A 16,551-nucleotide genomic window follows, 5' to 3' on the forward strand; every position below is an offset into this window, starting at 1 on the left:
CAGGTACCGTTGGGGAATGTAACCCCGGTCACCCTCGGCGAACGGGGTCGACCGCACCCCGCACCCAGCGCGATCCCATCGGAGGAACCATGCCCGACGCCTACGTCCTCGGAGGGAACAGGATCCCCTTCGCACGCTCCCACGGCGCCTACGCCCAGATCGGCAACCGCGAGATGCTCACCGCGGCGATCGACGGCCTCGTCGCCCGCTACGGCCTCGCCCACCAGGAGGTCGGGGAGGTCGCGGCCGGCGCCGTCCTCAAGCACTCCCGCGACTTCAACCTGACCCGGGAGGCCGTGCTCGGCTCCGCCCTGGCGCCCACCACCCCCGCCTACGACGTCCAGCAGGCCTGCGCCACGGGCATGGAGGCGGTCTGGGGCCTGAGCAACAAGATCCGCCTGGGCCAGCTGGACTCCGCGATCGCCGGGGGAGCAGACACGGCCTCGGACGCCCCCATCGTGGTCTCGGAGGGCCTGCGCCGGCGCATCCTCGAGCTCGCCCGGGCCCGCAGCCTCCCGCAGCGGCTGGCCGCCGCCGTTAAGGTGCGGCCCGGCGACCTCAAGCCCCAGGCGCCCGACACCGCCGAGCCCCGCACCGGGCTGTCCATGGGCGAGCACCAGGCCGTGACCACCGCCGCCTGGGGCATCGACCGCACGGCCCAGGACGAGCTGGCGCTCGCGAGCCACCGCGGCCTCGCCGACGCCTACGACCGCGGCTTCTTCGACGACCTGGTCACCGGGTTCCGGGGTCTGGCCCGCGACGGCAACCTCCGCCCGGACACCTCCCTCGAGAAGCTGGGCAAGCTCGCGCCGGTCTTCGGCCGCTCCCTGCAGGAGGAGGCCAGCATGACCGCGGGCAACTCCACCCCGCTGACCGACGGCGCCGCGACCGTGCTGCTGGGCTCGCCCGACTGGGCCGCCGAGCACGGGCTGACGCCGCTGGCCCGCGTCGTCGACGCCCAGGTCGCCGCCGTGGACTTCGTCACGGGCGAGGAAGGGCTGCTCATGGCGCCCGTCTACGCGGTGTCCCGGTTGCTGGACCGGCTGGACCTCGGCTTCGCGGACATCGACTACTTCGAGATCCACGAGGCGTTCGCCGCGACCGTGCTGTGCGCGCTCGCCGCCTGGGAGTCCGAGGAGTTCTGCCGGGAGCGGCTGGGGCGGGAGGCGCCGCTGGGCGCCGTCGACCGCTCGAAGCTCAACGTCAACGGCTCCTCCCTGGCCGCGGGGCACCCCTTCGCGGCCACCGGCGGCCGGATCGTCGCCACGCTCGCGAAGCAGCTGCACGCGGCCTCCGCCGAGTCCGGGCGGCCGCAGCGCGGGCTGATCTCCGTGTGCGCCGCCGGGGGGCTCGGCGTCGCGATGGTCCTGGAGGCCGACGCCGCCGCCGGCTGACCCGTCCTCGCCGCGACCACCCAGTCCACCGCCCCACCGCCCCACCGCACGCAAGGAGCGTTCCGTGACCGATTCCTACGCCCGCCTGATCAACACGCCCGTGGGCGCCCGCGCGGCCCGCGCGCTGGGACTGCCCCGGCCCTCCGAGCTGCGTCGCTACCGGCCCGGCGCGGACGCCCTCCCCGGCCGCGAGGTCCTGGTGCTCGGCGACGCCGGCACCGACTCCCTCGCCGCGGGCCTCCTGGCCCGTGGCTGCTCGGTGTACCGCCACCCCGAGCCGCGGGCCGCCTACGCCGCGGTCGTCGCGGACTTCACCGCGGCTCAGGATCCCGCCGACCTGCAGCGCACCGCCCTGGACCTCGGGCACGCGCTGAAGGGGCTGGCCGCCCACGGCCGGATCGTCGTCCTGGGCCGGCCCGGGGCGCCGGAGGACGAACCCGGGCTCGCGGCGGCGCGCGCCGGCGTCGTCGGGCTCATGCGCTCGGTGGCCCACGAGGTGCGCCGGGGGGCCACCTGCAACGCGCTGCTGCTGGCCGACGGCGTCGAGCCGGGGTCCGACGACGCGGCGGGCCCGCTGGCCTTCCTCCTCTCCACCCGCTCCGCCTACGTCAACGGTCAGCCGCTGACCGTGCGGGCCGGCGGAGCGTCCCGGCCGACCCCGACCGGCCCTCGAGGGCCGGACCGCCGTGGTGACCGGGGCGGCGCGGGGATCGGGGCCGCCATCGTGCGCCGGCTGAGCCGGGACGGGGCGCGGGTCCTGCTCGTGGACGTGCCCGCGGCCGGCGAGGCGCTGGCCGCGGTGGCCAACGAGGTGGGCGGCGTCGCGCTGCAGCTGGACATCACCGCCGCGGACGCGGGCCGCCGGATCGCGGAGGTCGCCGGCGCGCGGCTCGGGCCCATCGACGTCTTCGTGCACAACGCGGGCATCACCCGGGACAAGCTGCTGGCCAACATGGACGAGGCGCGGTGGGCGTCGGTGATCGCGGTCAACCTCTCGGCCCAGCTGGCCATCAACCGGCAGCTGCTGGAGTCCGGGGAGCTGGGGGCCGCGCCGCGGTTCGTCTCCCTGGCCTCGACCAGCGGGATCGCGGGGAACCGCGGGCAGAGCAACTACGCGGCGTCGAAGGCGGGGATCATCGGGATGGTCGCGGCCGAGGCCGAGCGGTTCGCGGCCGCGGGCGGGACCGTCAACGCCGTCGCGCCCGGGTTCATCGAGACCGAGATGACCCGGGCCATGCCGGCGGTGACCCGCGAGGTCGCGCGCCGCCTCAACTCGCTGCAGCAGGGCGGGGTGCCCGACGACGTCGCGCAGGCGGTCGGCTTCCTCGCCTCCGACGCCGCCGGGGGCGTCACGGGGCAGACCCTGCGGGTCTGCGGCCAGTCGATGGTGGGTGCGTGATGGGGCTGCTCGGGAGACTCGGGGACCGCGACGCGGCCCGCGGCCCGGCCGGCATGCTCGCCGCGGTGGGGGCCCACGAGCTGCGCCGCCGGGTGGGCCGGCGGCGCGGCGGGTCCGGCCCGGCGGACCTGCCGAGCCCCTCGGAGATCCGCTCGGCCCGGGGGTCCGCCCTGGTCGACCCGGCGCGGCACGCCGACTTTGTCCGGGCGGTGTCGGGGGAGCCGACGCCGCACGCGCACGGCGGGTACCTGCACGCCCTGACCTTCCCGGTCAGCATGCGCCTCATGGCCTCGGGCCGCTTCCCGCTGAGCGTGCTGGGGCTGGTGCACCTGCGCAACCGGGTGGAGCACCTCCGCGCCGTGGAGATCGGCACGACCGTCCACATCCACTCGCACGTGCTCGAGTTCGGCGAGCACCGCCGCGGCACCACCGTCACGATCGTCGCCGAGGTGTGGGACGCCACCGGGCGGCTCGCGTTCCGCGACGAGTCGCTGTACTTGGCGCTGGGCCCCGCGCCCGGCGAGGGCCACGGCGAGGGCCGCGCGGGCGGACGCGGCGGGTCCGCGTCGGGCGGGACGGCGGGCCCGCGCCGCAGGGCAGGCACCGGGCCCGCGAGCAGCGCCCCGACGCCCGCGACGGCGCGCGCCGCATCGCCCGGGGGCGCCTGCCCGCCTCGACCGGGCGACGCTACGCCGCCGTGAGCGGCGACGTGAACCCGATCCACCTGAGCACGCCCAGCGCCCGGGCCCTCGGAATGAAGGGGATGATCGCGCACGGCATGTACGCTGCGTCGCGCACGCTGAGCGAGATCGCCGACGACGCCTCCGCCCCGTGCTCGTGGACGGTCGAGTTCGGCGCGCCCATCGTCCTCCCGGCCGAGGTCTCGATCTGGCGCGTGCTCGACGCCGAGGCCGCCATGAGCGTGCGGGGCGTGGGGCGCTCGGGCCGCCTCCACTTCGCCGTGGAGCACTCGCCCCGCCCATGACGAGGGTCACCTCGCGGGCGGGGCGCCCGATTTGCGCGGACGCCGCGGGTGCAGTAAGTTATTACTCGTTGCCCGGGAGTTACGGCTCCTGGAAACGCTCACCTGCGCGGGTGGCGGAATAGGCAGACGCGCTAGCTTGAGGTGCTAGTCCTCGTATTAGAGGGTGGGGGTTCAAGTCCCCCCTCGCGCACGAATCGAATGGCCCCCGGCCCGGAGTCCCAGACTCCGGGCCGGGGGTCTTTCGCGTGCCGTCGGGAGGGCGGCGATCCGGGATCCGGGAGGTATCCCATCGGGCCGCCGCGTAGTTTACTGGCCTCATGACCACCGAGGTGCCCGGAAGCACCCGACCCGCGGCGACCCGGTGCGGTGCCTCGTGACGAGCGGACCGCTCCGGATCGTTCCGGACTCGCCAGCCCCGTCCCTCGCCCCGCCTCACACCCCCGGAGATCGACATGTCCTTCCAGGCGTACCTCGACACCATCGAGAAGAAGACCGGCCTCACCCCGCGGCAGCTCCTGGCGAGAGCGGAGGAGCGCGGGCTCAAGGGCCCCGACGTCAAGGCCGCCGACGTCGTCGCGTGGCTCGCGGAGGACTACGGGCTCGGCCGCGGTCACGCGATGGCCCTGGTCCACGTCATCAAGAACGGGCCCACCCTGTCGCAGAGGCACGTGGGGACCACCGGGGCGCATCGAGACCCGTCGGACACGCTGTGGCTCGACGGGATCGCGACCAACCCCCACGCCTGACGCCCGGCCTCTGTCCCCGAGGACACGGCGCCCGCGCCGCGCCGGAACCGCGGATCTCACGTTCCGCCCACCCGGGGCGTCTACCGTGTGATGACGATGAACGAACCATTCGAGCGGGCCGTGACGCGGCACGGGGCGACCGTGCTGCGGGTCTGCCGCGCCGTGCTCGGCCCGGGCCCCGACGCCGACGACGCCTGGTCCGAGACCTTCCTCGCCGCCCTGCGCGCCTGGCCGGGGCTGGAGGAGGGCATGAACGTCGAGGCGTGGCTGGTGCGCGTCGCGCGGCGCAAGGCCATCGACGTCGTGCGGGCCCGCGCCCGGCGCGCCCTGCCCGCCGAGGACCTCCCGAGCGCCCCTCGCCCCACGGCAACCCGGGCGGTGACGAATACGGCGTGTGGCGCGCGGTCGCTGCCCTGCCGGAGCGCCAGCGGCTCGCCATCGCCTACCACTACCTCGGCGGCCTGCCCCACGCGGAGACCGCCGCGCTGATCGGCGGCAGCGCCGACGCCGTGCGCCGCGCCGCCGCGGACGGCATGAGATCCCTGCGCACGACCTACCGGGCGGGCGAACCGCCACGAGGAGGACCCCGATGAGCCACGAGCAGTCGCCGATGCACCACGAGCGATTCCCGGCGGGTGACGAGCAGCTCCCGACGCACCACGGGCGGCCCCCGGCGGGCGACGAGCGGCCCGTGACGCACCACGAGCGGTTCCCGGAGGACGACGAGCGGTCCCGGGAGGGGCCCGAGCAGTTCCCGATCGCCGACGCCGACCTGGCCCGGCTGCGCGCCGGGCTGGCGGACCGGGCGGAGGGGGACGGCGTCGTCGACGTCGCCTACCGCACCGTGGACACCCCGCTCGGCCCGCTCCTGCTGGCCGGGACCGCGAGGGGGCTCGCGCGCGTCGCGTTCGAGCGGGAGGGGTTCGACGCCGTGCTGGAGGCCCTGGCAGCGCGGATCAGCCCCCGCGTCCTGGAGGCCCCGCGCCGCCTGGACCGGGCGGCGTCGGAGCTGGAGGAGTACTTCGCGGGGCGGCGGCGCGCCTTCGACCTCCCCCTGGACTTCGCGCTCTCCTCCGGCTTCCGGCGGGACGTGCAGCGGTACCTGCCGCACATCGGGTACGGGCTGACCCGCTCGTACCGGGAGGTCGCCGGGCTGGTGGGAAGCCCGCGGGCGAGCCGCGCCGTTGGCACCGCTTGCGCGACCAACCCGCTGCCGGTCGTCGTGCCCTGTCACCGCGTGCTGCGCGCCGACGGGTCCCTGGGTGGGTACGTCGGCGGGCTGGCCGCCAAGTCTGCCCTCCTGGCGCTGGAGGGGCGCGGCTGAGGGCGTTCCCGGCGGTGGCGGGCGACGCCCCTCGCGGCGCGAGGCCTCGCCGGGCTTGGATGGCGGACGCGCCAGTCCCAACTGGCGGCCCGCCGGGTCCAACGAACGGTCGCGCCAGGCCTAGCGGGCGGCGCCGCCAGCTCAGCCGGCGGTGCTGCCAGGCCCAGCGGGCGGTCGCGCCTGACTCAGCCGTTGGCGGCCGGGCCGCGCCCCAGCGCCGCTTCGAGGCCGTCGAGCAGCGCGCCCCGCCACCACGCGACGTCGTGCCCCCCGCCGTAGGTCGCGGAGACGGCGTTCCAGCCGCGCTCCAGCAGGACCCCGCGCAGGATGTCCAGGCGGGGGAGCGTCAGGCCCTCGCGGTCGCCGACGGCCAGCTGGACCCGCACGTCCCCGGCCGGCGCCGCGCGGAACCGGTCCGTGACCCAGTCCTCGCCGGTCCGCCGGCCCATGTCCCGCGGGGTCGAGGCGCCGTCGGGGGTCCACCACATCGAGGGGGAGTGCGCCAGCGCGTGGCCGTAGTGGCCGGGCAGCTCGAGGGCGGCGATCAGGGCCGAGAGCCCGCCGAGGCTCTGACCGGCCACGACGCGGGACTCGCGCCCCGCGAGCGCGAACCCCGCCTCGGCGGCGCGCCGGGTCGCCCACGCGGTCGCCTCGCCCGCGACCTCCCGCAGGAACTCCGAGTTGGCGCCCAGGCACTCGATCCGGTCCAGGCGGGCCGTATTGGACACGGCCAGCACCGCGAGCGGGCGCAGCCTCCCCGCCTCGACCGCGGCCTCCAGCGCTGCCGGCAGGCCCGCACTGCCGAACCAGGTCTCCGCGTCGAAGAGCGTCAGGAGCGGGAGCGGCTCCGCCTCCGGGACCGCTGCGGGGTCCGGCAGATAGAGCCAGTGCCCGCGGACGACGTCGCGCGCGGCGTCCCGCGGCAGCGCCCTGACCTCGTGCAGGATGCGGCCCCTCACGGGCTGGCGGGCCCCCGACTCCCACTCGGGCTGCGGGGGCGCCGCCGGGCCCCGGTACACCGAGAGGCCGTGGCCTCCCCGGTCCGCGAGCGGGGGCAGGGGGTTCCACGGGTCCAGCCGCGTGTCGTAGGAGTCGAAGGAGGGCGGGCCGCTGGGGGGCGCGGCGTCGGCCCGGGGGAACTTAAAGCCGTAGCTGGCCCTCAGGCCGGCCTCCAGGGGCAGGGACCTGACCCAGAGATCGGTCCCGGGCACGTGGCGCATCAGGCCGTCCGCGTGGCGCTCCTTGTCGGTGACGCGGTTGACGTGCACGTGCACCGCCTCGAGGCCCTCCGGGGCGTCCGCGGCGTGCGGGGCGCGCCACAGGAACGTGGAGAGCCCCGAGGCCGGGTCAATCAGGGGCGTGCCGCGCCGCTCGACCCAGGACCACCAGCGCTGGAGGTCGGCGGGCTCCGCGTCGCGGTACCGGGCCAGGAGGGACTCCTCGTCCAGGCCCGTGCCGGGGGCGTCGTCGTCACGGGGAGTCATCGGCGAGGGCTCGCTCTCTGTCGCGTCCGGGGGCACGTGCGGCCGGTGCGCAGGGCCGGCCCATGAATAAGATACATGACTCTGATGTATTGAGTTTTCGGGCGCCGCCCACCGTCCGGGAAAGGGTCCCGCCGCGTGCAAGGGAAGGTGGAGGCGAGTTGCGGGGCGCCGGGCAGGTCCCGCCGTCCAGGCTCGCGCGTCGCGTGGACATCTCGCCCCCGGGGGAGTTAGGGTGCACTAAGTTCGTGTTGAGTAAGGATTGACTTACTCCGTCTCCCACCGTGAGGAAGTGCCGTGCGAGTTCTCGTCATCGGGCCGCCGCTCTATGGCCTGCTGTTCCCCGTCCTGTCCCTGGCGCAGGGCTTCCGCGCCGACGGGCACGACGTCGTGGTCGCGACCGCGGGCGACTCCGCGGGCCACGTCCGCGAGGCCGGCCTGGTGGCCTTCGACGCCGCCCCCGGCCTGGACCCCGACGCCGAGTACCGGCGCCGCGAGGAGGACCGCAAGCGCCGCCAGCTCGGCACCCGCCCGGGCGGATTCTCCTTCTTCAGCGACGAGATGACCGACCGCCTGGTCGACCTCACCGCCCGGTGGCGCCCCGACCTCATCGTCTACCCGCCGCTCGGCGTCGTGGGCCGCCTGCTCGGCGCCAAGTTCGGCATCCCGACCGTGCTGCAGACCGTCGGCTTCGCCCACCAGCGGCAGCACGTCGACACGGTGACCGGCGCGCTGGCCGGCAAGTTCGAGGAGCACGGCGTCGACGGCCCGGTGGAGGACCTGCGCTGGCTCGATGTGGCCCCGCCCAGCATGAGCATCCTCGAGCACCCCGCGGAGCGCACCCTGCCGATGCGCTACGTCCCCTACAACGGCGGCTCCGTGCGCCAGGACTGGTGGGACCGCCCCGAGCGCCCGCGCGTGCTGGTCAGCCTGGGGACCCTGAAGCCCATGGTGGACGGACTGGACCTCATCGACTGGGTCATGCGCCGCGCCGACGAGCTCGACGCCGAGTTCGTCCTGCAGCTGAACCACAACGCCCGGCAGGAGCTCGTGGAGGACCTGCCGGAGAACGTGACCCTCACCGACTGGATCCCGATGGGCGGCCTCTTCGAGCACTCCGACCTGTTCATCCACCACGGGGGCGCGGGCAACACCTTCACGGCGCTGGCCGCCGGGATCCCGCAGATCGTCTTCGGCCAGGGGGCCGACCGCCCCACCAACGCCCGGATCGTCGCGGAGAGCGGCTGCGGCGTCGTGCCCGGCGAGGCGGGCCTCACCGCGGACGCCATCCGCACCGTGGCCACCGACCCGGCCTTCCGCGAGCGGGCGGCCGCCGTCCGCGCGGAGATGCGCACCATGCCGAGCCCCGCCGCGGTCGCGGGCCGGCTCGCCGACGCCGTGGCGGGGGTGTAGACGATCGCACCGGAGAGGGAGCGCGACGCCGCGGCGTCGCGGAACGTGGGATGGGTGCGCCGGCTCGTCGGGATCTGCTGCGAGTTCCCGAAGCTGGTCGCGCTGATCATGGTGGTCTCCGTGGCCACGATCGCGGCCGTGGTGGCCGGTCCGCTGCTGACCCGCGAGGGGATCAACGGCGCGGTCGCGGGGCAGACGTCGTCGCTGTGGTGGCTCGGCGGCGGCCTGGTGGCCATCGCGGCCTTCGACTTCCTGGGCGACTACCTGCGCCGCTTCGCAGCCGGGAAGCTCTCGCTGCGGGTCCAGCACGCGATGCGCAGCCGGGTCTTCGACTCGATCCAGCGCCTCGACGGCCCCGGGCAGGACTCCCTGCGCACCGGGCAGGTCGTCTCCCGGACCAACAACGACCTGCAGCAGGTCCAGGCCATGCTGCAGATGTGCCCGGTGCCGCTGTCGGTGATCTCCTACTACGCGTTCGGCCTGGCCGTGATGCTGTGGCTCTCGCCGAGCCTCACGCTCATCTCGGTCAGCGTGATCGCGCTGCTGGGGCTGACCGCGTGGCGCACCCGCAAGCGCGTGTTCCGCACCTCGGCGCAGGCCCAGCAGGACGTCGGCGAGGTCACCGAGCACATCCGCTCGACCCTGGCCGGGATCTCCGTGGTCAAGTCCACCGTCCAGGAGGCGCGCCACGCCCGCTGGATCGAGCGGGCGAGCCGCTCGCTGTTCTCCCGCCGCATGCAGACCATGCGCGCCCAGGCGGCGCCCGGCGCCACGATGCTGGCCCTGCCGCCCCTCGGCCAGGCCGCGCTGCTGCTGGTGGGCGGCTGGCAGGTCATGACCGGGCGCCTGGACCTCGGCACCTTCGTGGCGTTCTCCACCTACCTGAGCATGCTGACCGGGCCCACGCGCGTGCTGGCGTCCTTCCTGGTCATCGCCCAGCGCACGCGGACCTGCGCCGAGCGCATCTTCGAGCTCATGGACGCCCGCCCGGAGATGCGGGACGGCACGGCGTCGGCCCCGGCCGGCGCGGGGCTGGAGCTGCGCGGCGTCTCCTTCGGCTACACCTCGGACGACCCGGTGCTGCGCGACGTCGGCTTCCGCGTCGAGCCCGGCGAGACCGTGGCCGTGGTCGGCGCCTCCGGATCCGGCAAGTCGACGCTGGCGCTGCTGGTGCCGCGCTTCTACGACGTCGCCGGCGGGCAGGTCCTGATCGGCGCGCCGGACGCGCCCGGCGGCCCGGTGGACGTCCGGGAGCTGCGCCTGGAGGAGCTGCGCCGCTCGGTCAGCGTGGTCTTCGAGGACCCGTTCCTGTTCCGCGCCACCGTGCGGGAGAACATCGCCTACGGCAACCCGGGGTGCGACGACGCCGCGGTCGAGGCCGCCGCCCGCGCCGCCGGCGCCGAGGAGTTCATCGCCCGCCTGGAGCGCGGGTACGAGACGCCCCTGGCCGAGGGCGGCCGCAACCTCTCCGGCGGGCAGCGCCAGCGGCTCGCGCTGGCCCGGGCCCTGCTGAGCGAGCCCGGGGTGCTGATCGTCGACGACGCGACCAGCGCCGTCGACGCCGCGACCGAGAGCGGCATCAACCGGGCCCTGCGCGGCTACGCGCGGCCCGGCGGGCCCGACGGCGCGCCGGGGTCCGAGGGGTCCCGCTGCACCCTGCTGATCGCCCGGCGCCGCAGCACGCTGGACCTGGCGGACCGGATCGTGGTCCTGCACGAGGGCCGCACGGTCGGCGTCGGGACCCGCGAGGAGCTGCTGCGCGACTGCCCGGAGTTCGCCGAGCTGATGGCCGGGGGCCAGGAGGCGATCGACGAGGTCTCCGGGGCCTCCCGGCTCTGGCCGGAGAAGACGGCCGGGGCAGCCGGCGTCGTCGGCGCGGCCGAGGAGGGTCCGGAGCACCCCGAGACCGCGCCCGCCCGCCGGGGCGCCTCGTCCCGCCCGCGCCGGCTCACCGCCGTCCCCCGGGCCGCCGTGACGATGGCCCAGGACCCCCGAGTGACCAAGGTCACCCAGATGCTGCGGCCCGTCAAGGGGCCGTTCTCCGCCGCGCTGCTCCTCATCGCCCTGAGCGCCCTGGTCGGGGTGCTGGTCCCGGTCATGGTGCAGCGGGGGATCGACCACGGCGTCGGACCCGGGGACGGGCACGTCCTGATGCTCTGCGCCGGGCTGGCCGGGGCGCTGGTCTTCGCCGACTGGTTCTTCTACGCGGGGCAGACGCTGCTGAGCTCCCGGGGCTCGGAGGCCGTGCAGTACGGGGTGCGGGTGCGCAGCTTCCGGCACGTGCTGGGCTTCGGCCTGCCGTACTTCGAGGGGCAGCAGGGCGGGCAGATGCTGACCCGCCTGACCGTCGACGTCGACTCCCTGGCCCGCTTCCTGCAGACCGGCCTGGTCAACGGGGCGATGTCGCTGATCACGATGTTCGGCATCGGCGTCGCCATGGTCGTCTTCGACCCGCTGCTCGCGCTCGTCGCGCTCTCGCCGCTGCCGGTGGTCGTCGCGGCCACGCTGGTCTTCCGCAGGTTCTCCTCGCGGGCCTACTCCAAGGCGCGCGAGGACATCGGGAAGGTCAACAGCTCGCTGCAGGAGAACATCTCGGGGCTGCGCGTGGTGCAGTCCCACGGCAAGCAGGGCGCGGCCGCGCGGCTCTTCCAGCGGGTCTCGGACCGGTACCGGATCTCCCGCGAGAAGGCGCAGCGCTACATCGCCCTGTACTTCCCGTTCGTGGTCTTCTGCTCCCAGCTGTCCAACGCGCTGGTGCTCGTCGCGGGGGCCCACTTCGTGGCGCGCGGCTCCCTCACCGCGGGCGTCCTGGCGGCCTTCCTGCTCTTCCTGGGGCAGTTCTACGCCCCGATCCAGCAGCTGGCCAACATCATCGACTCCTACCAGCAGGCGAGGATCGGCCAGAAGCGCACCGACGAGCTGCTGGCGATGCCCCGGGAGGAGGGCGACCTCGTCGACGCCGCGCCGGTTCAGGACGGCCCGTCCCTCCGGGGAGACGTCAGCCTGCTAGACGTCGACTACACCCACGCGGGCGCGCCCGCCCCGGCCCTGAGGGGGCTGGGCCTGGAGCTGCCGGCCGGGACGAGCCTCGCCGTCGTCGGCAGCACCGGCGCCGGCAAGACCACCCTTGTCAAGGTCATGGCGTGGCTCTACGACGCCGACGCCGGCGCGGTCGAGGTGGGCGGCGCCGAGCGCGGCGGCCTGGAGCGCGGGGCCTACCGGCGCCGCGTCGGGCTGGTGTCCCAGGAGCCGTACCTCTTCGCCACCACCGTGGCCGAGAACATCCGCTACGCCCGCCCCGAGGCGTCCGACGCCGAGGTGCAGGAGGCGGCCCGGCGCGCCGGCGCCCTGCCGGCCGTCTCGCGGCTGCCCGGCGGGTTCGAGCACGAGGTCGAGGACGGGGGCGGCAACCTCGCCGCCGGCCACCGGCAGCTGATCGCCCTGGCCCGCGCGGAGCTGGCCGGCATCGACCTGCTCCTGCTCGACGAGGCGACGGCCCAGCTGGACCCGGCCTCGGAGCAGGCCGTCATGGACGCGGTGCGCGACGCCGGGACCACCGCCGTCGTCGTCGCCCACCGGCTGAGCACCGCCGCCCGCTGCGACCGCATCGCCGTGCTGGAGCGCGGCGAGGTCGTGGAGACGGGCACGCACGCGGAGCTGCTCGAGCTCGGCGGGCGCTACGCCCGGCTGCACGGCTCCCTCGACCCCGGGGCCCCGGCCCCCTCCGACGCCCACCCGGTGGGCACCCACTAGAACCGGCCGGCCACCGGCCGCAGAAAGGCAGACATGACACGCGAACACCAGACCCCGGCGGAGCACCGCCCCGCCTCACCCCGGCCGAGGCCGACGCCGCCCGGGCGCCTGCTCGAGGCGCCGCGACCGCGCCTGCGCGGCCGTGCCACGGCCCTGACCGCCGCCCTGAGCCTCGGCGCGCTCGTCCTGGCCGGCTGCGGCGGGGCCGAGGCGCAGGGCGAGCCCGCCTCCGACTCCGGGCAGTCCGGATCCGCGGACTCGCAGACGGTCGCCGGCATGGAGCTGCCCGAAAGCTGGCAGCACGTCGCCGGCGAGGTCGACTTCGAGGGCATCGAGGCCGAGCCCCAGCTGCCCGCCACCGTGACCGACGGGACCGGCACCGAGGTCACCGTCCACGACACCTCCAAGATCATCTCGGCCGGCGACGGCGTCTCCTCCACGCTCGCGGCCCTCGGCCTGGCCGACAGCATCTACGCCGCCCCCGGCAACGGCACCGACCCCGCCAGCGTCGCCGCGCCCGAGCACTTCGAGTTCAGCAAGCAGACCGGGACCGAGGGCCTCCTGGCCCTGGACGGCACCCTGTTCATCGGGGACAACACCAAGCGCCACGGCGACGTCGCCCAGCAGTTCCGCGACGCCGGCACCGACGCCGTCGTCCTCGACGACCAGCAGACCCAGGCCGAGAAGCTGCAGGCCGTGGCCGACTACGTGGGCGCCCACGAGGCGGGCGAGCAGCTCGTGGACTCCCTCGAGTCCGACATGGACGAGGCCAAGCGCACCGTCGAGGACGCGGACCTGACCGGGCACCGGGTCATCCAGGTGACCGCCAACGGCGCCGGCGGCCAGAACTCCGTGGCGGGCACCGGCACCCCCGGGACCGAGATGGTCGAGGCGCTGGGCATGACCTCGGTCGGCTCGGAGAGCGGCCTGCGCGGGTTCTCGCGCGAGTTCAGCAGCGAGGGCATCCTGGCGGCGAACCCCGACGTGATCCTCATGGCCGAGTCCGACTTCGAGAAGTGGGGCGGCGAGGACGGCTTCTGGGAGGCCTTCCCGACCCTGCGCGACACCCCGGCCGGGCAGGACGCGAAGATCATCGTGATGCCCGACGCCCAGCTGCGCTACTCCAGCCCCGAGCTGGGCGCGGGCGCGCAGGCGCTGGCCCAGAAGCTCGCGGAGTCCTGACCCCGGATGCTGAAGGGACGTGGAACCACAGCCCGCGAGGACATCCGGCGGATCCCGCACGGCCTGGCCCTGGGCGGCGGCGTGCTGCTGCTGCTGGCCGTCATGGTCGTCTCGGTCTCCGTGGGACCGGTGCACATCGCGCTCGGGGACGTCTGGCACATCCTGACCTCCCGCCTGCTCGGCGGCGAGGGCGGGATGAGCCAGCGGGACGCCTCGGTCGTGTGGCAGCTGCGGGTTCCGCGGATCCTGCTCGGCGCCGTCGTCGGGGCCGCGCTGGCGATCTCCGGCGCGGCCCTGCAGAGCCTGTTCAACAACCCGCTGGCCGACCCCGGCATCGTCGGGGTCACCAGCGGGGCCTCGGCCGGGGCGGTCGGCGCGATCGTCCTGGCCGGGGGCCTGGCGGGTCAGTGGGTCGTGCCGCTGGGCGCCTTCGCGGCGGGCCTGGGCGTGACCGCGCTGATCTACGTGCTCGCCCGCCCCGGGCGGACCACGGGGACCTCGCGGATGCTGCTGGTGGGCATCGCGATCGGCTCGGCGTGCCAGGCGCTCGTCGGCTTCTTCACCTACATCGCCGACGACACCCAGCTGCAGACCCTGGTCTTCTGGCAGATGGGCTCGCTGGGCCGGGCCACCTGGCCCCAGCTCGTCGCGGTGCTGCCGGTCTTCGTGCTCGCCCTGATCCTGGTGGTCCGGCTCTCCCGCACGCTCGACGTCCTGACGCTGGGCGAGCGGCAGGCCCAGCACCTCGGGCTCAACGTGAAGCTCAGCCGCTTCGCCGTCATCCTGACCACGGCGCTGCTGACGGCCGCGGCCGTCGCGTTCGCCGGCTCGATCGGCTTCGTCGGCCTCGTGGTCCCGCACATCATGCGGTTCGTGGTCGGTCCCCGGCACCGCGCGCTGCTGCCGGCCTCGGCGATCATGGGCGCCGTGCTCGTGGTCGCGGCCGACGCCGCCGCCCGCACCGTCAACCCGCCCACGGAGATCCCGATCGGGCTGTTCACCGCCGCGGTGGGCGCCCCGTTCTTCCTGTTCCTGATCCTGCGCGAGAAGAGGAGGGTCTCGTGATCCGCGCCGCATCGGTGAGCTACGTCGTCGGGGGCAGGGCCCTGGTCGACGACGTCGCCTTCGACCTTCCCGGCGGCACCCTGACCGCCCTGGTCGGCCCCAACGGGGCCGGCAAGTCCACCATGCTCGGGCTGCTCTCCGGCGACCTGGAGGCGAGCGCCGGCACCGTCCACCTCGGGGACCGTCCCGTGGCCGAGTGGAAGGTCAAGGACCTCGCCCGGCAGCGCGGCGTGATGCTGCAGCAGCAGGCCGCGCACTTCGGGTTCAGCGTCGAGGAGACGGTCGAGATGGGCCGGCTCCCGCACGACGTCGACCCCGGGCGGGACCGCGAGATCGTGGAGTCCGCGCTGCGGGGCTCGGACCTCGCCGCGCTGCGCCGCCGGGACGTGACGACGCTGTCCGGGGGCGAGGGCGCCCGGACCGCCTACGCCCGGGTCGTGGCGCAGACGACGCCGGTCGTGCTGCTCGACGAGCCCACCGCCGCCCTGGACCTGCGCGCCCAGGAGGCTCTCCTGCGCTCCGCGCGGGCGAAGGCCGACGAGGGGGCCGCCGTCGTGGTCGTCCTGCACGACCTCAACCAGGCGGCGCGGTACGCCGACCGGGTGCTGATGTTCTCGGGCGGCCGGCTCGTGGCCGACGGCCCGCCGCCCGAGGTGCTCACGCCCCCGCGCATCGAGGAGGTCTACGGCCAGCGGGTGCACCTGATGGAGCACCCCGAGACCGGCGCGCCCGTGCTGGTCCCCGCCCACGGCTGACCCGGGCGCGCACGCCCCCGCCGACTCGGCCGGTCCCGACGCGGCCGATCCACCCGATCTGCCCAGCATCCCACGCTCGAGCGCGCCGACCGGAAGTTCTGCGCTCGAGCACGCCGTTCGGAAGCACGGCGCCCAGCACACCGCGCCGCACCCCACGCGCGACGAGCGCGCCGTCCGCACCCCACGAGGAGACACGCATGACCACCTGGCACCCCCTGACCGAGGCCGCCCGCGGGATCTACTTCGCGACGCAGCTCGACCCGGAGAACCCGTGCTACAACACGGCGGAGTGCGTCGAGTTCGCCCCCGGCGCGGAGGTCGACGCCGGCGTTCTGCGCCGCGCGCTGCTCGCCGTCTACGCGGAGAACGAGGGGTTCAGGGCCCGGTTCGCCTCCCGGGGCACGGAGCCGGTCTGGCAGGCGCTGCCCCTCGCGGACTTCGAGGCGCGGGTCCGGGTGCTGCGGCCGGTCGAGCTGCCGGATCCGGCCGCCGCGTCGGCCTCTGCGGCGTCGCGCCACGCCGCATCCGACGCGGCGCCGCACCGCATCAGTTCCGGCGCGGCGCCGCACCGCACCGGTTCCGCGACGGTGCCGCCCGACTCCGCGGCGGTGCCGCCCGCGGGCGCCCCGGCCGCCCCCGGCGCCTCGCCGCAGGCGGGGAGACCGAGCCCGACCCGGCCCGCGCCGCCGTCCTGGCCTGGTGCCGCGAGGCCGCCGACGAGGCCCTCGACCTGGAATCGGGCCGGACCGTCGACTCCGCGATCGTCCGCTGCGGCGACCGCACCTGGCTCTACCACTGCGTCCACCACGCCGTCGCCGACGGGTTCGCCGCCTCCGAGGCGCTGCGGCGGGCCGGGCGCCTGTACGGCCTGATCCTGGCCGGCGAGGAGCCCCGCCCGCCCGCGCGCCCGGCCTCGCCGAGCTCGTAGCCCAGGAGACTGCCGACGCCCCCGCCGCGCCGAGGACCTGACGGCCTGGACCCGGCTGCTCGAGGCGGAGACCGGCCGGGAGGACGATTCCCTGGCCCAGCGCTCCGCCGCCCCGAGCCCCGCGCG

General features: G+C 75.4%; 13 protein-coding genes, 1 tRNA gene and 1 pseudogene. 14 read left to right on the forward strand and 1 reads right to left on the reverse strand.

Annotated elements, in window-relative coordinates; genetic code table 11:
* Window positions 1-89: 89 nt before the first annotated feature.
* The 8 genes and pseudogenes from NBM05_RS00420 (at window position 90) to NBM05_RS00455 (ending at window position 5,848) form a co-directional block, all read left to right on the forward strand.
* Complete coding sequence (locus tag NBM05_RS00420; protein WP_254164173.1) at window positions 90-1,394, forward strand: acetyl-CoA C-acetyltransferase; 1,305 nt, start codon at window positions 90-92, stop codon at window positions 1,392-1,394.
* Window positions 1,395-1,458: 64 nt separating this feature from the next.
* Window positions 1,459-2,793, forward strand: coding sequence for a 3-oxoacyl-ACP reductase (locus NBM05_RS00425; RefSeq protein WP_254164175.1), 1,335 nt, complete (start codon window positions 1,459-1,461; stop codon window positions 2,791-2,793).
* Complete coding sequence (locus NBM05_RS00430) at window positions 2,790-3,494, forward strand: hotdog fold domain-containing protein (RefSeq protein ID WP_254164177.1); 705 nt, start codon at window positions 2,790-2,792, stop codon at window positions 3,492-3,494. Before NBM05_RS00425 ends, NBM05_RS00430 begins: the two co-directional genes overlap by 4 nt.
* Complete coding sequence (locus tag NBM05_RS00435; protein WP_254164178.1) at window positions 3,491-3,778, forward strand: MaoC/PaaZ C-terminal domain-containing protein; 288 nt, start codon at window positions 3,491-3,493, stop codon at window positions 3,776-3,778. The genes NBM05_RS00430 and NBM05_RS00435 overlap by 4 nt, the downstream gene beginning before the upstream one ends.
* Window positions 3,779-3,882: 104 nt before the next feature.
* Window positions 3,883-3,968: transfer RNA gene (locus tag NBM05_RS00440), tRNA-Leu, on the forward strand.
* A gap of 262 nt (window positions 3,969-4,230) precedes the next feature.
* Window positions 4,231-4,524, forward strand: coding sequence for a DUF4287 domain-containing protein (locus NBM05_RS00445; protein ID WP_254164180.1), 294 nt, complete (start codon window positions 4,231-4,233; stop codon window positions 4,522-4,524).
* 96 nt (window positions 4,525-4,620) lie between these two features.
* Window positions 4,621-5,117 (forward strand): annotated as a pseudogene (locus tag NBM05_RS00450) (RNA polymerase sigma factor).
* The gene (locus NBM05_RS00455; protein WP_309248079.1) at window positions 5,114-5,848 is read left to right on the forward strand and encodes a methylated-DNA--[protein]-cysteine S-methyltransferase; all 735 of its coding nucleotides are present in this window, start codon (window positions 5,114-5,116) and stop codon (window positions 5,846-5,848) included. Before NBM05_RS00450 ends, NBM05_RS00455 begins: the two are co-directional and overlap by 4 nt.
* Before the next feature lie 185 nt (window positions 5,849-6,033).
* Here NBM05_RS00455 and NBM05_RS00460 read toward each other — a convergent pair whose 3' ends face one another.
* Window positions 6,034-7,332, reverse strand: coding sequence for an enterochelin esterase domain-containing protein (locus NBM05_RS00460; RefSeq protein WP_254164182.1), 1,299 nt, complete (start codon window positions 7,330-7,332; stop codon window positions 6,034-6,036).
* A 294-nt stretch (window positions 7,333-7,626) separates the two neighbouring features.
* Here NBM05_RS00460 and NBM05_RS00465 point away from each other — a divergent pair, with 294 nt between their 5' ends.
* From NBM05_RS00465 to NBM05_RS00490, 6 genes are all read left to right on the forward strand, one after another.
* The gene (locus NBM05_RS00465) at window positions 7,627-8,742 is read left to right on the forward strand and encodes a nucleotide disphospho-sugar-binding domain-containing protein (RefSeq protein ID WP_254164184.1); all 1,116 of its coding nucleotides are present in this window, start codon (window positions 7,627-7,629) and stop codon (window positions 8,740-8,742) included.
* Window positions 8,743-8,796: 54 nt separating this feature from the next.
* On the forward strand, window positions 8,797-12,495 hold the full coding sequence (locus NBM05_RS00470; protein ID WP_309248080.1) for an ABC transporter ATP-binding protein: 3,699 nt from the start codon (window positions 8,797-8,799) through the stop codon (window positions 12,493-12,495).
* 33 nt (window positions 12,496-12,528) lie between these two features.
* On the forward strand, window positions 12,529-13,677 hold the full coding sequence (locus NBM05_RS00475) for a heme/hemin ABC transporter substrate-binding protein (RefSeq protein WP_254164188.1): 1,149 nt from the start codon (window positions 12,529-12,531) through the stop codon (window positions 13,675-13,677).
* A gap of 6 nt (window positions 13,678-13,683) precedes the next feature.
* Entirely contained in the window at window positions 13,684-14,742 is a 1,059-nt protein-coding gene (locus tag NBM05_RS00480; RefSeq protein ID WP_254164190.1) for a FecCD family ABC transporter permease, read from the forward strand.
* On the forward strand, window positions 14,739-15,497 hold the full coding sequence (locus tag NBM05_RS00485; RefSeq protein ID WP_254164192.1) for a heme ABC transporter ATP-binding protein: 759 nt from the start codon (window positions 14,739-14,741) through the stop codon (window positions 15,495-15,497). The genes NBM05_RS00480 and NBM05_RS00485 overlap by 4 nt, the downstream gene beginning before the upstream one ends.
* 197 nt (window positions 15,498-15,694) lie before the next feature.
* Window positions 15,695-16,369 carry a condensation domain-containing protein gene (locus NBM05_RS00490; protein ID WP_254164194.1) on the forward strand — a complete coding sequence of 225 codons (675 nt, stop codon included), beginning with the start codon at window positions 15,695-15,697 and terminating at the stop codon, window positions 16,367-16,369.
* Window positions 16,370-16,551: the final 182 nt, after the last annotated feature.

It is taken from the genome of Rothia santali (assembly GCF_024199905.1).
Taxonomy (GTDB): Bacteria; Actinomycetota; Actinomycetes; order Actinomycetales; family Micrococcaceae; genus Rothia; species Rothia santali.